We start from the raw sequence: 15116 nt of genomic DNA on the forward strand, positions 1-15116 counted from the left end.
TGCCTTTTTCTTCTTCTTTTTTATAAAAAAACCATGATTTGACACTATAACCCAAGCTTTTCTAATTGAATATACGATGATAAATCACGCTTATTAATACCTGTCATATAAGGGATCTCACCTAATTTCACACCAGGTAGATTAAGCTCAAGCATTTTTATCATTTCAGCGTAATTTTCAACCCCAGGATTAACACGATTAGCAACCCAACCAACCAGTTCTAAACCGTCAGCTTCAATAGCTTCAGCCGTCAGCATCGCATGGCTTAAACAGCCTAATTTAATACCTACCACTAAAATTACAGGTAACTTTTCTTTTTTAACCCATGTAGATAAGAAATCGGTACGTGTTACAGGTACACGCCAACCACCAGCTCCTTCTACTAACACCACATCAGATTTAGCTTTAAGGTACGCTAATCCCTGTGAAAGCACATCAAAATCAATCGTTTTACCTTCTCTTTCTGCAGCCAAATGCGGAGAGACCGGCTCTTTAAACGTATAAGGGTTCACTTCTAGATAAGTAAGCTCAACCGGTGAGGCTTCTTGTATAAACAAAGCATCTGAATTGCGAAGTCCTTCGGCTGTTTCTTCACTGCCTGAAGCTATTGGTTTATAGCCTGCCATTTGAATATTACGCTGACTGGCCGCTTGTAAAATAGCGCGACTACTGACTGTTTTACCGACTTCGGTATCCGTCCCAGTAAGGAAAAAAGCATTAGTCATTAATTAAAACTCCAAAACAAACTTGATAAGTAGCGGGTAATAAATTGCTTTCATCACGATAGGCATCATAGGCATGCTCTAACGCGTTCAATGTTTGACGACCTAATAACACATTTTTCCTTTTTTGTTGCAAATGTGTAGCGCCGATGCCTTTTAGATCTTTCATTAAACCCAGTGCTGATGGGTAATGAACGACTATGGGTGAAAATACTAATTTATCAACTTGTGTTCCTGTTCGCGCCAACGCAACTTTTATTTCATTTTTTGACTTAAAATCATTAACATGCTGATATTTATCAACTTGTGCCCACGCTTCTTTTAATTCATTTAACGAGCCATCAACCAGCGTTGTAAAAAAAATCATACCGCCCGGTCGAACAATACGTTTTAATTCTTTAAGTGGTACAGCTAAATCATCACACCACTGTAACGCCAAGCTACTAAAAGCAATATCGTAGCTATTGTCTGCCAATGGCAAATTTTCAGCATCGGCCAATAGATAATCACAGTCGCTTTTACAGCGTTGTTTAGCTTGCGCTAACATTTCTAAAGACAGATCTGCTGCCGTCACATTAAAACCAAGATTTACCAGTTCTGCACTAAAATAGCCCGTACCACAACCTATATCGATCGCTTTTTTATGGCTTCCTACGGCATGGAGATGAGGTAAATCCTCTAATAATAAATGCCCAACTTTACGTTGAAATGCCGCGGCGTTATCGTAATTTTTCGCCGCTTTACCAAAAGCCGATGCTACCGCTTGTTTATCTATTGGCATCGCTGGCTCGGGATTTAACGCCGTATTCAATTTATTCATTATATTGCTCATTAATCACCTCATTTAATGATGCAGCAAGCAGACGAATATCTTTATCGTTATGTGTCGCCGTTAATGTGACGCGAAGACGGGCTGTATTTTGAGGAACCGTCGGAGGACGAATAGCGCCGACCCATAATCCACGCTGTTTTAACTGCTTAGATATCGCGATAGTTTGTTCACTACTACCAATTACTATCGGTTTTATAGGGGTAATGGTATGCTGCAACGGTATAGCAGAGTCGAGTTGCTGCGTGAACAAATCACTTAACGCTGTTAATTTTTCTCGTCGCCAAGGTTGTTTCTGTATCACTTCACATGCTTTACTTAATGCATAGGCTTGAGCTGGCGGCATCGCGGTTGAGTAAATAAAGTGTCGTGCAAACTGAATTAAATATTCAGCAGTATCGTTATCACATAATATTGCAGCGCCTTGAAGCCCAAACGCTTTACCGAAAGTGATCACTAAAATATCTGCTTTTATTCCGCTCGCCGCACAACTCCCTCTTCCTTCATCGCCAAGTACACCACACCCATGTGCATCATCAACTACTAACCAACTATTTTGTTTATCACAAACACGACGTAATGCTTTAAGAGGTGAACAATCACCATCCATACTAAATACGCCTTCTGTAATCACCATTCGTGCTTGGTTAGGTTCGGAGATTTGTTTATCGAGTAACCTGTCTAGAGTATCAATATCATTGTGTGGAAAACGCTTCATCATTGCTGGTGATAGCATTCCCGCTTCCATCAATGAAGCATGATTTAACTTATCTTGGTAAACACTGTCGTGCTTTTGTAATAGCGTAAAAAGCAAAGCTTGATTTGCGCTAAAGCCGCTACTGAAAAGTAACGCCCTGTCATAATCGAGCCATTCCGATAATTGCGCTTCTAAATTTGCATGGGGAGAGTGATAACCTGTCACTAATGGTGATGCGCCGCTGCCAGCACCATATAGGCTCAATCCTAGCTGCCATGCTTCGATGATTTCAGGTGACTGTGCTAATCCCAAATAATCATTACTTGAAAAGTTAACAAATGATTGTTGATCCGCTGTAATGTGTCCTGATTCATTACGCTGCTTACGAGATAAACAAGTACGGCTACGATATAGCCTTTGTTTATCTCGTTCAGCTAAAGCATGGCGAAAGCGTTGACTAAACAGAGGCATCGTAAAAGATGTCATCTTTAGTCGGGCGCGATGCCACACGTTGTGCTACTTTGCCTAATAATTCATGCTCTTGAACTTCATCAGGTTTCGCTGCTTGTTGCTCACTGTTAATCCCTAACTTAGCAAACAACTGCATGTCTTTATCTTCACCTGGGTTTGGTGTTGTCAGTAATTTACAACCATAGAACACGGAATTAGCACCCGCCATGAAACAAAGCGCTTGCATCTGCTCATTCATGTCTTCACGACCGGCAGATAAACGTACCGCTGACATTGGCATAATAATACGGGCAACGGCAATAATACGAATAAAGTCAAAAGGATCGACATCATCAACACTTTCTAACGGTGTCCCTTTCACTTTAACTAACATATTAATCGGTACACTTTCAGGGTGAACAGGCAGGTTCGCTAGCTCAACCAATAATCCAGCGCGATCACGTGAGCTTTCACCCATTCCAATGATCCCACCAGAACAAATTTTCATCCCAGCATCACGAACATGAGATAACGTATCAAGTCGATCTTGGTAAGTACGTGTGGTGATAATATTGCCGTAGTATTCAGGGGATGTATCAAGGTTATGGTTGTAATAATCTAAACCAGCACCGGCAAGCGTATCGGCTTGATCACTGGTGATCATACCCAGCGTCATACACGTCTCTAAACCCATTTCTTTTACGCCTTTAACCATATCGAGTAGATACGGCATGTCGCGCTCTTTCGGGTTTTTCCAAGCTGCTCCCATACAGAAACGGGTTGCGCCTGATTGCTTTGCTTTCGTTGCAGCGTCTAGGACACGCTCAACTTCCAATAAGCGTTCCTTATCTACATCTGTACGGTAATGAGCACTCTGTGGGCAATACTTACAATCTTCAGGGCACGCGCCTGTTTTAATCGAAAGCAAAGTACTGACTTGTACTTGATTAGGCTGATGATATTGACGATGTACTTGCTGTGCTTCAAAGACTAAATCCATAAATGGTTTATCGAATAAAGCTTGGACTTCCTCTACTGTCCAATTATTACGTACTTCCACAGTCTGACCTCAATTATAGTTATCTTACGACTCACAAGGACTTGCTCGATCCTTAATGTTTACCCTATGTTTCACAGCTCTAGTTGCTAACGTCTTGTTTCACTTTTACTCAGTAAAAAGCTATTAAATGATAACTCTATGAACTATTACTACTTGGCTAGTCTACTAACAGTGCGTAGACTGTCAACTATGGATAACAACAGAGGTTTACATCTGTGCAAAAAATGAACATTGTGGATATTGATTTTGATAAAGAACACGTTTGGCATCCCTATACATCAACAGTAACTCCCCTGCCTTGCTACCCTGTTACATCAGCCCAAGGGGTTTATCTCACTCTTGAAGATGGTACGCAGTTAATCGATGGTATGTCATCATGGTGGTCAACCATTCATGGTTATAACCATCCCGTTTTAACTGAAGCGGCAAAAGCACAGCTTGATAAAATGTCACATGTGATGTTTGGTGGTATCACCCACCAGCCAGCCGTTGATTTGTGTAAAAAGCTCGTTGCTATCACCCCAGCTCCTTTAGACAAAGTGTTTCTTGCCGATTCTGGCTCTGTTGCCGTTGAAGTCGCTCTCAAAATGGCATTGCAATATTGGCACGCACAAAATGAATCTCGTGCAAAATTTTTAACGGTTAGCCATGGCTATCACGGTGATACTTTTGCGGCGATGTCTGTGACTGATCCTACCAATTCCATGCACAGCATTTATAAAGGATTTTTACCTGAGCATATTTTTGCCAAATCGCCAGAATGTGGATTTGGAGATGATTGGGATGAAACAGACATTGCTGACTTTGAAGAAAAAATTCGTCTTCATCATAAAGATCTTGCTGCTGTGATTATTGAGCCCATTGTTCAAGGTGCTGGTGGCATGCGTTTTTATCATCCAACGTATTTAAAACGTATTCGTGAACTCTGCGATCAATACAATGTTTTACTTATTGCTGATGAGATTGCAGTTGGATTTGGTCGAACAGGTAAATTATTCGCCTGTGAACACGCAGAAATAAGCCCTGATATTATGTGCTTAGGTAAAGCATTAACGGGTGGGTATATGACGTTGTCAGCCACGCTGACCACCAAGCATGTCGCTGATACTGTATGTAGTGGTGAAGCACAATGTTTTATGCATGGACCAACATTTATGGGAAATCCTCTTGCTTGTGCCGTCGCAAACGCCAGTTTAGATTTATTGGCAGAAAATAAATGGCAACAACAAGTCAAAAATATAGAGCAGCAATTAGCGCTGGAACTTCCGTTAATTGCAGAGCTTGAAAATGTAAAATCGGTCCGTTGGCTGGGTGCAATCGGTGTGGTTGAACTTCATCACCCTGTTGAAATGAAAAGTATTCAAGAGAAGTTTGTTCAACAAGGCGTATGGGTTCGCCCCTTTGGCAAACTTGTCTATATTATGCCGCCATTCATTATTAACTCTTCACAGTTAACTCTACTAACAACGTCAATTAAAAAGGTTATAAGTTCAATATAACGGTCATTAATTTTAGTGTAAATATCGCATGATTTATCAAAAAGCAGACAAAAATCTTATTTATGTCTGCTTATACTTTAGGTCATGATGCCAATACTAAAAAATAATAATAGTTTAAGTTAAGTACAGCATCGAAGAGAGTACGTCAGCTAGGGCTAAGATTATGCAAATACCTCTGTTTCCACTAGATGTTTATCTATTACCAGGCGGGGTCAGCAAGTTAAGGATCTTTGAACCTCGTTATATCAAACTGGTAAAAATTGCAGCAACAAACAAAAATGGATTCGGTTTGTGCATGTCTATCGATAATACGATCTGCCACTTTGGCACACGCGTAATTATTACTGATTTTGATTCCTTATCAGACTGTGTTTTGAGTATCACAATTCAAGCCGTTGAATTATTTCTTATTGACGATCATTGGCGTGATGAAGACGGCCTTTTCTTTGGCCGAATATCCTCTGTTCCTAATTGGCAAAGTACTGATATTAACTATACCGATGTTGAGATAGCTAATAGTCTTAAAGTACTTTTCCAAGAACATCCAGATCATGCAAGCTATTACCCTGCCCCTAATTTTGAAGACATGACATGGGTATGTCAGCGCTGGCTCGAAATTTTACCCTTAGAAGTTAACCAAAAGCAGTGGTTTATGAGCAGAAACGATCATACTGCCGCCTTATCTTTTCTACACACTGTAATTGATGATAATTTACAAAAAAATGATCCATAACTAATTTAATGACGTATCACTATGTAACCATTCACTATTTATATCAATACACATTGAGATTATGTCTATTATTACATACCCTAATTCTCAATCTAGTCATCATTATAGGTTGGGAACACCCGCAATGAATGAGATCAGTATTGAGCATCAAAAAAAATTACTCGTTAATGTAGCAACTGATCGTGATAAAACGGCCTTTGCTACTATCTTCTCACATTTTTCGCCAAAAATTCGTTCTTATGGTTTAAAGCACCTCAAGCAAGAAGCGAATGCAATGGAACTTGTTCAAGAAACAATGTTAACTGTTTGGCGAAAAGCACATCTTTTTAATCCAGATAAAGGTGCAGTATCAACATGGGTTTATACAATTATGCGTAACCAATGTTTTGATATTCTACGCAAACGTCAAGCAACAAAAGAAGATAATTACAGTGATGATATTTGGCCTATTTTTGAACAGAAATTAGTCACAGCATCTGATGACCCAAGTAATGAACAACTCAGTGATGAACTAATTATTTTAATAGCAACACTACCAAAAAATCAGCAAGTTGTAGTGAAAGAAATTTACCTCAATCAGCGTTCACATCAGGAACTTGCCGATCAGTTAGGACTCCCCGTGGGTACCGTAAAATCAAGGTTACGCTTAGGCTTACAAAAGCTGCGTTTGCATTTGGAGAATGACGATGCCTACTAATATATCGTTGATTAAACACCACCCCAGTAAACAACTACTGGAACAACACATAGAAGGTAAATTACCTCTTTCTATGTCGCTAGCTGTAGCTGCACACATTGAGCTTTGCCCTCATTGTCAACAGTTAGAATCACAATTAACGCCTCAAATTGCTAACGCTTCTTGGTCGCAATCAAAAGCTGGGCAACGTGATTTACAACATGATCTTAACGTTGATGCCTGTTTTTCAGCAATGCTGAGTGACATTATAGAAAGCAGTGATGACAATACTTCTTATCATGAACAAGCCCCTCTTTCTATTGAGTGTAAAGGAATGACATATACATTACCGAGAGCATTCACTAAATTTCATCAGCTAAACTGGCGAAATCTGGGTAAAATTAGTCGTGCTCGATTACCTTTTGAAGAAGATGAAGTAAGATCAAGTTTATTACATATTAGCAAAGGCGGTACGATCCCTACTCATACTCACAAAGGCTACGAACTTACACTGTTACTTGCTGGGGATTTTGAAGATGAAAACGGACACTATGTGGCTGGTGATTTTATCTTACTTGATGAGTCACATTCAGGACATAGTCCGAAAACCTCCGAAGGGTGTCTTTGCTACACCGTATCAAATGCCCCACTTCATTTTACCCAAGGTGTGAGCCAGCTGTTTAACAGCATTGGTCAAGTCATATACTAATACTTATTTAAGCCTCTTAACTAGATTGCCTTATGGCAAGAAATACACTTAAGAGGCTATTCATTTATTATCTCAGTGCATTTATAATCTTTCATATACATTGCCAATTTATATTTATATCTACCCATTTATTTGCAACTTAAATTATAATAACAGTCTTGTTTATAATGTAAGTAAAATAGCATAGATTTATAATATTACTCTAATTTAACCATAAAACCGTATATTTTGTTTAATTACTAAAAATACGGTTTTTATGTGAAATAAGTCTTACTTTATTTTTACTAAACTTATCTATTACTCAAAAAATTAGCATCTTTATTAGGTTTGAATCGCAAAATATTTGTTTCCAATACTCACCTAATCAATTATTAACCACACCATCAAAAACAAACATAAACAATTAATTATTAACAAAAAACAAAAAAATCATTAATACATACTTATCAACTAACATCACATTTCTTTTATTATTCATCAACTTTTGGATTAAAAAATAGATAGTCATCATCTATTTCCAACCTAAAATACTCTTCCCACTGCGGTTATGCGTTCAGTTATTACGTGTAACTCAGCAAGTATTTAAAAATAACAACAAAACAATTTCGTGAGACAACGAAATAACCTAGGTGGGAAATATGTTAGATCTTGCAATATCGGTTATCCCTATTTTGCTTTTAATTTGGATGATGACAAAAAAGAATGCGTTGCCATCACATATCGCATTACCAGTGACTGCACTCATTGCTGGTTTTTTACAACTTGTCTATTTTGGTACAGACAGCCAACTTTTAGCCGCAAACGTCATTTCTGGTGCATTATCCGCCATTACGCCAATATCTATTATTGCTGGCGCTATTTTATTAAACCGTACATTGAACGTATCTGGTGCTGAAGATGTGATTCGTCAATGGTTAGAAAGCATCTGTAAGAATCAGGTAGGCCAGTTGATGATCATTGGCTGGGCGTTCGCTTTTATGATTGAAGGTGCATCGGGGTTTGGTACGCCGGCTGCGATTGCAGCACCGATATTAGTCGGTCTTGGTTTTAATCCATTACGTGTAGCCATGCTAGCACTGGTTATGAATTCTGTTCCAGTCTCTTTTGGTGCAGTGGGTACACCTACATGGTTTGGTTTAGGTAACTTAGGACTTCCTGATGCAGAGTTGCTTGATATTGGTCGCCTATCAGCAATTATGCATGCTGCGGCAGCCTTGGTTATTCCCTTAATTACGCTTAAGTTTGTTGTTAGCTGGCATCAAATAAAACGTAACTTTGTGTTTATTCAACTAAGCATTTGGTCATGCACCATACCCTATGTATGTCTAGCTCAGTGGAACTATGAGTTCCCAGCATTGATCGGAGGCGCAATTGGCTTAACGTTGTCGATTATTTTTGCCCGTTACAATATTGGTTTAGAAAAGCAGAAAGATGCTGAAAATAATGAAAAATTAGCAAGATTACCATTTGAAACTGTTTTTAAAGCAATGGCGCCAACACTTTTACTGATTGTCATTTTAATAGTAACTCGTATTAAACAACTTGGCCTCAAAGGCCTATTAAATGATGCAACACCGATGTTACATATAAATTTAGGTTTTGCTGATTTACACCTTAGCCAAGCGTTAATCATTCAGCTTAGTAATATTTTAGGTACAGATACATCTTGGGCATATAAAACACTCTATGTGCCGGCATTAATTCCTTTTTTTGTGGTTGTGTTTATTTCAATTCCTTTTCTAAAAATGAATAAGCAGCAAACAAAGCAAATATTTATTGATACCGCATCACGCATTAAAACACCGTTTATCGCCCTAGTCGGTGCGTTAATTATGGTGAAATTTATGATGATTGGTGGAGATCACTCGCCAATTATGACAACGGGTAATGCCTTTGCTGATCTAGTGGGTAAAAACTGGCAATACTGCGCCGCCTATTTAGGTGCACTTGGTGCTTTTTTCTCAGGCTCAGCAACCGTTTCAAACCTAACCTTTGGCGCAATTCAACAAAGTATTGCGCACAATGTTGGGTTGCCTGAAACCACCATTTTAGCGATGCAATCTGTTGGTGGTGCGATGGGTAATATGGTGTGTATTAACAATATTATTGCGGTATCAACCATTCTTGGTATTGCAAATAAAGAAGGCTACATCATTAAGCGTACTGTGATCCCTATGATTTTGTACGGTGTGATTACAGCATTTGTCAGCATTTTTATCTAATTATCCCTACATAACATCAGATAAATGATTGGCTTGCTTTCGGGTAAGCCAATCTCAAATATGAACAATCAGGCGGTAAGCCGCCACTGGAGCAATAAAATGAAGGTAAACTTTTTTGTCACCTGCCTAGGCGATACAGTAAAAGCTGAAGTTGCAAAAAAAACAGTAGGTTTACTAGAACAACTTGGCTGTGAAGTGATCTTCCCAGAACGTCAAGGTTGTTGTGGTCAGCCAGCATTAAATAGTGGCTACATTGAAAAAAGTAAGCCGGCAATGAAAAGCATGATCCAAGCTTTTGAGAACAATGACTTCCCTATCGTAACCCCAGCCGGTTCTTGTGCAGCTGCGGTTAAAAAGTACCCGGAGTATTTAGCCAATGAGCCAGAATGGGTAGAACGTGCGAAAAAAGTCGTTGACCGTCTATTCGAACTAACACAATTTGTTGTACGCCAACTAGGTGTTGAAAACGTCGGTGCTCGCCTTGAAGGTAAAGGAGTTTACCACCCTTCTTGTAGCTTGATCCGTAAATTAGGCGTACGTGAAGAACCTCTACTTCTTCTTAACAACGTTGAAGGCCTTGAGCTTCTACCTATCGAAAACCAAGAAACATGTTGTGGTTTTGGCGGTACATTCTCTGTGAAAATGTCTGAAATCTCAGGTGAGATGGTGACAGAAAAAGTGCGTCACATTAAAGCAGCAGAGCCTGATTTCTTAATCGGTGCTGATATTAGCTGCTTATTAAATATTGGTGGTCGTATTAGCCGTGAAGGTCAACCAATCAAAGTGATGCACATTGTTGATGTGCTGATGAGTCGTTAAGAGGTCATTATTATGTCAATGAAAACAAGCAACCAAAAATTTAAAGATCGTATTCATGTAAAAATGAAAGACGAGTCTATGCGTGCCGCTGTTGCTAATGCACAAGAACGTATGTTCAAAAACCGCGCTGTCGCTGCGGAAAAACTAGGTAACTGGGAAGAATGGCGCGAAATGGGTATGGATATCCGTAACCATGTGCTTGAAAACCTAGACTACTACCTAAAACAACTTAGCGACAACGTTGAAAAGAACGGTGGTCACGTATTCTTTGCAACTACAGCTGAAGATGCAACCAACTACATCGAAAAAATTATTAAGCAAAAGAATGCGAAAAAAGTTGTTAAGTCTAAATCCATGGTGACCGAAGAAATCGGTATGAACCAAGTGATTCAGCGTAATAACTGTGAAGTGATTGAAACCGACCTTGGCGAATACATTCTTCAAGTCGATGATTGTGATGCGCCATCACACATCGTTGTACCTGCACTTCATAAAAACCGTACTCAAATTCGTGACGTTTTCAACAAGAAACTCGGTTACGAAGGTTCTTCTGATCCAGAAGAAATGACACGTTTTGTTCGTAAACATATTCGTCATGATTTCCTTGAAGCGGAGATCGGTATTACTGGCTGTAACTTTGCTATTGCAGAATCAGGCACCGTCACCCTTGTGACCAATGAAGGTAACGCACGTCTTGCAACCAGCCTACCGAAAACGCATATCGCGGTAATGGGTATGGAGCGTATCGTTCCTACGTTTGAAGAATTCGATATTGTTGCGAGTTTACTATGTCGAAGTGCAGTAGGTCTACCTCTAACAGGTTATGTGACAGCACTTACAGGTCCTCGTGAAGACGGTAACTGTGATGGTCCTGAAGAGTTCCACTTGGTGATTGTAGATAACGGTCGTTCTAAAATTCTTGGTTCTCAATTCCGCTCTATCCTACGTTGTATCCGTTGTGCAGCGTGTGTTAACACGTGCCCTGCATACCGCCATATCGGTGGTCAATCTTACGGTTCAATCTATTCAGGCCCTATTGGTGCGGTACTTTCGCCACTACTTGGCGGCTATGAAGATTTTAAAGATCTACCCAATGCTTGTAGCTTATGTCGTGCTTGTCATGACGTATGTCCGGTGAAAATCCCATTGTCTGATTTGCTGCTTAAACACCGTCAAATCATGGGTGAAGAGAAAATCACAGATTCCATGGAGCGAGCTTCAGTTAGTGGTTTTAGCTTTATTAATGCTCACCCTGCACTATGGGATAAAACCGTTAAGATCGGTGCTATCGTTGCAGGTAAACTGATTAAAAATGGTCAATTACCATTTAAAGTGGGTCTACTAAACGCATGGACTCAGACGCGTGATTTACCAAACACATCGGGTGAGTCATTCCGCAGTTGGTTTAAAAACAAAAATAAATAATTAAGGAGCTTTCCGTATGTCATCTCAAAATGAGCAACGCATTTATAATCGCGATAGTTTCCTTAACAACATCGCTAAACAACTTGGTCGTGAGCGTATTACTACCCCAGTAGAGCGTCCGAACCTAAAATATAACTGTCACAAAGACGTATTTGCTGATAAATCACAAGATGAATTAAAAGATATCTTGGTCGAATACACGCAGTCTTCTTTAGGCGCACAAGCTGTTGTGACAACCAAAGCACAGCTAGCAGAAGCACTACGTAATGTTTGTTTCAAATACTGCAGCGAAGACGAAACAAACATTGATCCTGTTGGTGAAACCATCTTTACCGCAGATACTCGTCTACTTAACATTATTGACCCGAAAGATTTGAGCGCCGATAAGAATGGTGTTTACATTTGGGATCACTCGGCGGGTTACGAAGCAAACATCACAATAGCAGAGCGCGCAAAAGTCGGTGTTGTATTCGCTGAACAAGCGCTAGCAGAATCAGGCACAATGGTACTTTACAGCAATCCAGCACAGGGGCGTACAGTAAGTCTATTACCAGAAGCTTCTGTATTCGTTGTACCTAAAAGCTCAATCGTTGCTCGTTTAACAAAAGCAACTGAGATTCTGCATCAAAAAGCCATGAACGGTGAGCGTGTACCTTCATGCGTAAACTTTATTTCAGGTCCGAGTTCGACAGCAGATATCGAGCTGATCAAAGTTGTTGGTGTGCATGGGCCCGTCTTTGCCACCTACATCATTATTGATGATATGTAAGCTTACTTATCACCAATAGTGATAGCAAACTAGTAGGATACTAGTGGTTAAGCACATTACGGGAATATGAATAACGCAGTCTTCGGGCTGCGTTTTTTTAACTAGAATTTAATCTTTTTAAGTATATAATCCTTCGCCTATTAGGCTTTAAGTGGGATAAATAATGCCAGCTATCGATGATCTCGTTTTATTCACTCAAGTTATTGAACATGGCTCATTCAGTAAGGTTGCTGAACTCAATAATGTGACTAAATCCGTTGTTAGCAAGCGTATTAGTAAACTTGAAACCGAATTAGGCTTACAACTCATTTACCGCACCACACGAAAGCTTACACTCACTGAACCCGGTGAAGTGCTTTACCATCGTGCTAAAAGTATCAACCATGTTGCTCAAGCTGCTTTTGACTCTGTAAAGGGTTACAGCGAAGCACTCTCTGGTAAAGTTCGGATGTCAGTACCAACGATTTCAGGCGAATTGGTGTTAGCAAAAGCCGTGTCTGATTTTTGCCAGAAACATCCAGGCCTTTCGGTTGATATGTCGCTAAACAATCACTTTGTCGATCTCGTTGCTGACAACTACGATCTGGTGATCCGTACAGGTTACCTAGAAGATTCAAGCTTAATTGCTCGTCATATTTTTAATTCTCGCTGGGTAATATGTGCCTCACCTGCTTATATTGAACATTATGGTAAGCCAGAAAAACCTGAAGATCTCAATTGCCATAACTGTCTAGGTTATAACCCTCAAAGTACCGGCCCTTTTGACTGGCAATTTATTAAACAAAATAAAATTTACAATCAAAAAGTCAGCGGAAACTTTTCATCCGACAATGCGATAGCGTTGAAAAAAAATGTACTCGCAGGTAATGGTATCGCTTATCTACCAAATTGCTTAATTCATGATGAATTAGAACGTGGTGAGTTAGTTGAATTACTCTCGACACATGCAGGTAAAGTGGTGGGAATTTATGCTGTCTATCCTTATACCAGAAAGCCCGCTAAACGAATTCAAGCACTGATTGAACATATTCGAGAAAGCTACATGGAAATTAAAGAAAAGTTCTAACTTCCATGTGATATCAATTAGTTAAATAAAGTAAATTAACCATCTACGAGTTTCATCAATAGATGTCCATCGTATAGCGCTTGTTTAACCAGAGCCGCGCCCGGCATCGTCGCTTGAGTATAAAAACAGCTTTCTTCTATTTCTAAACCATCGAAATAAACAGGTAAGGTTTGCGAGCTAATACGATCCATAATCGCAGGATAAAGCACCGATTTAGCACGATTAAACTCCCCTCCAATCAAAATGCGCTGAGGGTTAAATAGATTAACCATTATCGCAATGGCCTGCCCTAAATTATGACCTAACTCCACAATAATTTGTCGCGCTAAACTGTCACCTTCTACTGCTGCATCACAAACTGACTCAATCGTTAAAGGCATATGACTAAGCATAGATTCATGCCCTGCTTCAAGCTGCGTTTTCACTTGTTCTAAAATAGCCTGTAAACTCGCAACGGTTTCTAAACAGCCATGATTACCGCAGAAACAACGTTTACCATACGGCTTAATTTGAATATGCCCAAGCTCCCCCACATTACCCGTTTTCCCTTGCAGCACTTTATCATCAAGTACGATCCCCGCCCCCACACCATGATGAATAGAAATCAAAATAGAATTGGCAATACCACGAGAATTGCCAAACAACTTTTCAGCTAATGCCCATGAACGCGTATCGTTACCGATGAAAACAGGTAGTCCCGTTTCTTTATGAATTATCTCACCCAGTGGTAAATTAGAGACATCATAATGTGGCATCTGCAATACCGTACCTTCACTGGAATTGACTAATCCCGGTAACGACACTGCAATCGCTGTCATTCTATCTAGTTCACTAACATGATTGGCAAAGAAAATATTAATTTCAGCTAATAACTTTTTAACCACATCTTCTTGATGAAGTTGTTCAATATCTTGACGTTCTTCCACTAGAATTTCGCCGCCAAGTTCATGTAAAGCAATAGTAAGGTAACCACGACCTAAACGAATAGATAAAAATTGCCACCCTTCATTGGCTGGAACTAGCCCAATCGCAGGTCGACCACGGCTGCTAGGTTCTTGAAATTGAGTTTCTTTAATTAAATGCGCATCAATTAATTCACGGGTGATCTTAGTAATACTTGCGGGAGCAAGTTGACTGCGTTTAGACAATTCAATGCGTGAGATCGGCCCATACAAATCAATTAGTTTATATACGCTGCCGGCATTATTTCTTTTTATATGATCGATATGGCCTGGCTGAGCGACGTACATGTCGATACTCCTGAGTAAAATCAGCTGAAAAACCTTCGGAAGCTAATTTTTTTACTTTGCGAAGTAATTGTGAAGCCTCTTATCGTCAGTACGTGACAAGTATCACTATGAATGACTAAAGACATTGAGTTTCGCTTCTGCGATAATGAAAAAAAGGCTTTTTTGCCTACTATTTTTTTTAATTAGCGGA

The 15116-nt window shown here is 39.7% G+C and carries 14 protein-coding genes; 9 read left to right on the forward strand and 5 right to left on the reverse strand.

Annotation, left to right across the window (positions count from 1 at the left end; translation table 11 throughout):
- Positions 1-44: 44 nt before the first annotated feature.
- From bioD to bioB, 4 genes are read right to left on the reverse strand one after another with little or no spacing between them, the layout of a single operon-like run.
- Positions 45-725 carry a dethiobiotin synthase gene (gene bioD / locus SKA34_RS12455; protein WP_006645888.1) on the reverse strand — a complete coding sequence of 227 codons (681 nt, stop codon included), beginning with the start codon at positions 723-725 and terminating at the stop codon, positions 45-47.
- Positions 718-1542 (reverse strand): malonyl-ACP O-methyltransferase BioC, encoded by an 825-nt coding sequence (gene bioC, locus SKA34_RS12460; protein ID WP_006645889.1) that lies wholly within the window; start codon positions 1540-1542, stop codon positions 718-720. The genes bioD and bioC overlap by 8 nt, the downstream gene beginning before the upstream one ends.
- A complete protein-coding gene (gene bioF / locus SKA34_RS12465) occupies positions 1535-2719 on the reverse strand; it encodes an 8-amino-7-oxononanoate synthase (RefSeq protein ID WP_006645890.1) in 1185 nt (394 codons plus the stop codon). Before bioF ends, bioC begins: the two co-directional genes overlap by 8 nt.
- A complete protein-coding gene (gene bioB / locus SKA34_RS12470; RefSeq protein WP_006645891.1) occupies positions 2706-3758 on the reverse strand; it encodes a biotin synthase BioB in 1053 nt (350 codons plus the stop codon). Before bioB ends, bioF begins: the two co-directional genes overlap by 14 nt.
- A 224-nt stretch (positions 3759-3982) precedes the next feature.
- Here bioB and bioA point away from each other — a divergent pair, with 224 nt between their 5' ends.
- From bioA to SKA34_RS12515, 9 genes are all read left to right on the forward strand, one after another.
- Positions 3983-5257, forward strand: coding sequence for an adenosylmethionine--8-amino-7-oxononanoate transaminase (gene bioA, locus SKA34_RS12475; protein WP_369750682.1), 1275 nt, complete (start codon positions 3983-3985; stop codon positions 5255-5257).
- A 163-nt stretch (positions 5258-5420) separates the two neighbouring features.
- Entirely contained in the window at positions 5421-5990 is a 570-nt protein-coding gene (locus tag SKA34_RS12480; RefSeq protein WP_006645893.1) for an LON peptidase substrate-binding domain-containing protein, read from the forward strand.
- Between the two features lie 124 nt (positions 5991-6114).
- The gene (locus tag SKA34_RS12485) at positions 6115-6687 is read left to right on the forward strand and encodes a sigma-70 family RNA polymerase sigma factor (protein ID WP_006645894.1); all 573 of its coding nucleotides are present in this window, start codon (positions 6115-6117) and stop codon (positions 6685-6687) included.
- Positions 6677-7375, forward strand: a complete 699-nt coding sequence (locus SKA34_RS12490; protein WP_006645895.1) for a ChrR family anti-sigma-E factor — start codon at positions 6677-6679, stop codon at positions 7373-7375. The genes SKA34_RS12485 and SKA34_RS12490 overlap by 11 nt, the downstream gene beginning before the upstream one ends.
- Positions 7376-8013: 638 nt before the next feature.
- Positions 8014-9597 (forward strand): L-lactate permease, encoded by a 1584-nt coding sequence (locus tag SKA34_RS12495; protein WP_006645896.1) that lies wholly within the window; start codon positions 8014-8016, stop codon positions 9595-9597.
- A 99-nt stretch (positions 9598-9696) separates the two neighbouring features.
- Positions 9697-10416, forward strand: a complete 720-nt coding sequence (locus SKA34_RS12500; protein ID WP_006645897.1) for a (Fe-S)-binding protein — start codon at positions 9697-9699, stop codon at positions 10414-10416.
- A gap of 12 nt (positions 10417-10428) precedes the next feature.
- Positions 10429-11841, forward strand: coding sequence for a LutB/LldF family L-lactate oxidation iron-sulfur protein (locus SKA34_RS12505; RefSeq protein ID WP_006645898.1), 1413 nt, complete (start codon positions 10429-10431; stop codon positions 11839-11841).
- Between the two features lie 16 nt (positions 11842-11857).
- The gene (locus SKA34_RS12510) at positions 11858-12610 is read left to right on the forward strand and encodes a lactate utilization protein C (protein WP_006645899.1); all 753 of its coding nucleotides are present in this window, start codon (positions 11858-11860) and stop codon (positions 12608-12610) included.
- Between the two features lie 163 nt (positions 12611-12773).
- Positions 12774-13676, forward strand: coding sequence for a LysR family transcriptional regulator (locus SKA34_RS12515; protein WP_006645900.1), 903 nt, complete (start codon positions 12774-12776; stop codon positions 13674-13676).
- A gap of 35 nt (positions 13677-13711) precedes the next feature.
- Here the strand turns inward: SKA34_RS12515 and SKA34_RS12520 are convergent, their stop codons facing one another.
- On the reverse strand, positions 13712-14926 hold the full coding sequence (locus SKA34_RS12520) for an ROK family protein (RefSeq protein WP_006645901.1): 1215 nt from the start codon (positions 14924-14926) through the stop codon (positions 13712-13714).
- Positions 14927-15116: the final 190 nt, after the last annotated feature.

Source organism: Photobacterium sp. SKA34, from assembly GCF_000153325.1.
Lineage (GTDB): Bacteria > Pseudomonadota > Gammaproteobacteria > Enterobacterales > Vibrionaceae > Photobacterium.

What these genes read in the sequence shown, in the direction of transcription:
- SKA34_RS12495 (WP_006645896.1), top strand. Translation starts at nt 8,014, where the DNA reads ATGTTAGATCTTGCAATATCGGTTATCCCTATTTTGCTTTTAATTTGG.
- bioD (WP_006645888.1), bottom strand. Translation starts at nt 725, where the DNA reads ATGACTAATGCTTTTTTCCTTACTGGGACGGATACCGAAGTCGGTAAA.
- bioA (WP_369750682.1), top strand. Translation starts at nt 3,983, where the DNA reads ATGAACATTGTGGATATTGATTTTGATAAAGAACACGTTTGGCATCCC.
- SKA34_RS12515 (WP_006645900.1), top strand. Translation starts at nt 12,774, where the DNA reads ATGCCAGCTATCGATGATCTCGTTTTATTCACTCAAGTTATTGAACAT.
- SKA34_RS12510 (WP_006645899.1), top strand. Translation starts at nt 11,858, where the DNA reads ATGTCATCTCAAAATGAGCAACGCATTTATAATCGCGATAGTTTCCTT.
- SKA34_RS12480 (WP_006645893.1), top strand. Translation starts at nt 5,421, where the DNA reads ATGCAAATACCTCTGTTTCCACTAGATGTTTATCTATTACCAGGCGGG.
- bioC (WP_006645889.1), bottom strand. Translation starts at nt 1,542, where the DNA reads ATGAATAAATTGAATACGGCGTTAAATCCCGAGCCAGCGATGCCAATA.
- SKA34_RS12490 (WP_006645895.1), top strand. Translation starts at nt 6,677, where the DNA reads ATGCCTACTAATATATCGTTGATTAAACACCACCCCAGTAAACAACTA.
- SKA34_RS12505 (WP_006645898.1), top strand. Translation starts at nt 10,429, where the DNA reads ATGTCAATGAAAACAAGCAACCAAAAATTTAAAGATCGTATTCATGTA.
- SKA34_RS12500 (WP_006645897.1), top strand. Translation starts at nt 9,697, where the DNA reads ATGAAGGTAAACTTTTTTGTCACCTGCCTAGGCGATACAGTAAAAGCT.
- bioF (WP_006645890.1), bottom strand. Translation starts at nt 2,719, where the DNA reads ATGCCTCTGTTTAGTCAACGCTTTCGCCATGCTTTAGCTGAACGAGAT.
- SKA34_RS12520 (WP_006645901.1), bottom strand. Translation starts at nt 14,926, where the DNA reads ATGTACGTCGCTCAGCCAGGCCATATCGATCATATAAAAAGAAATAAT.
- SKA34_RS12485 (WP_006645894.1), top strand. Translation starts at nt 6,115, where the DNA reads ATGAATGAGATCAGTATTGAGCATCAAAAAAAATTACTCGTTAATGTA.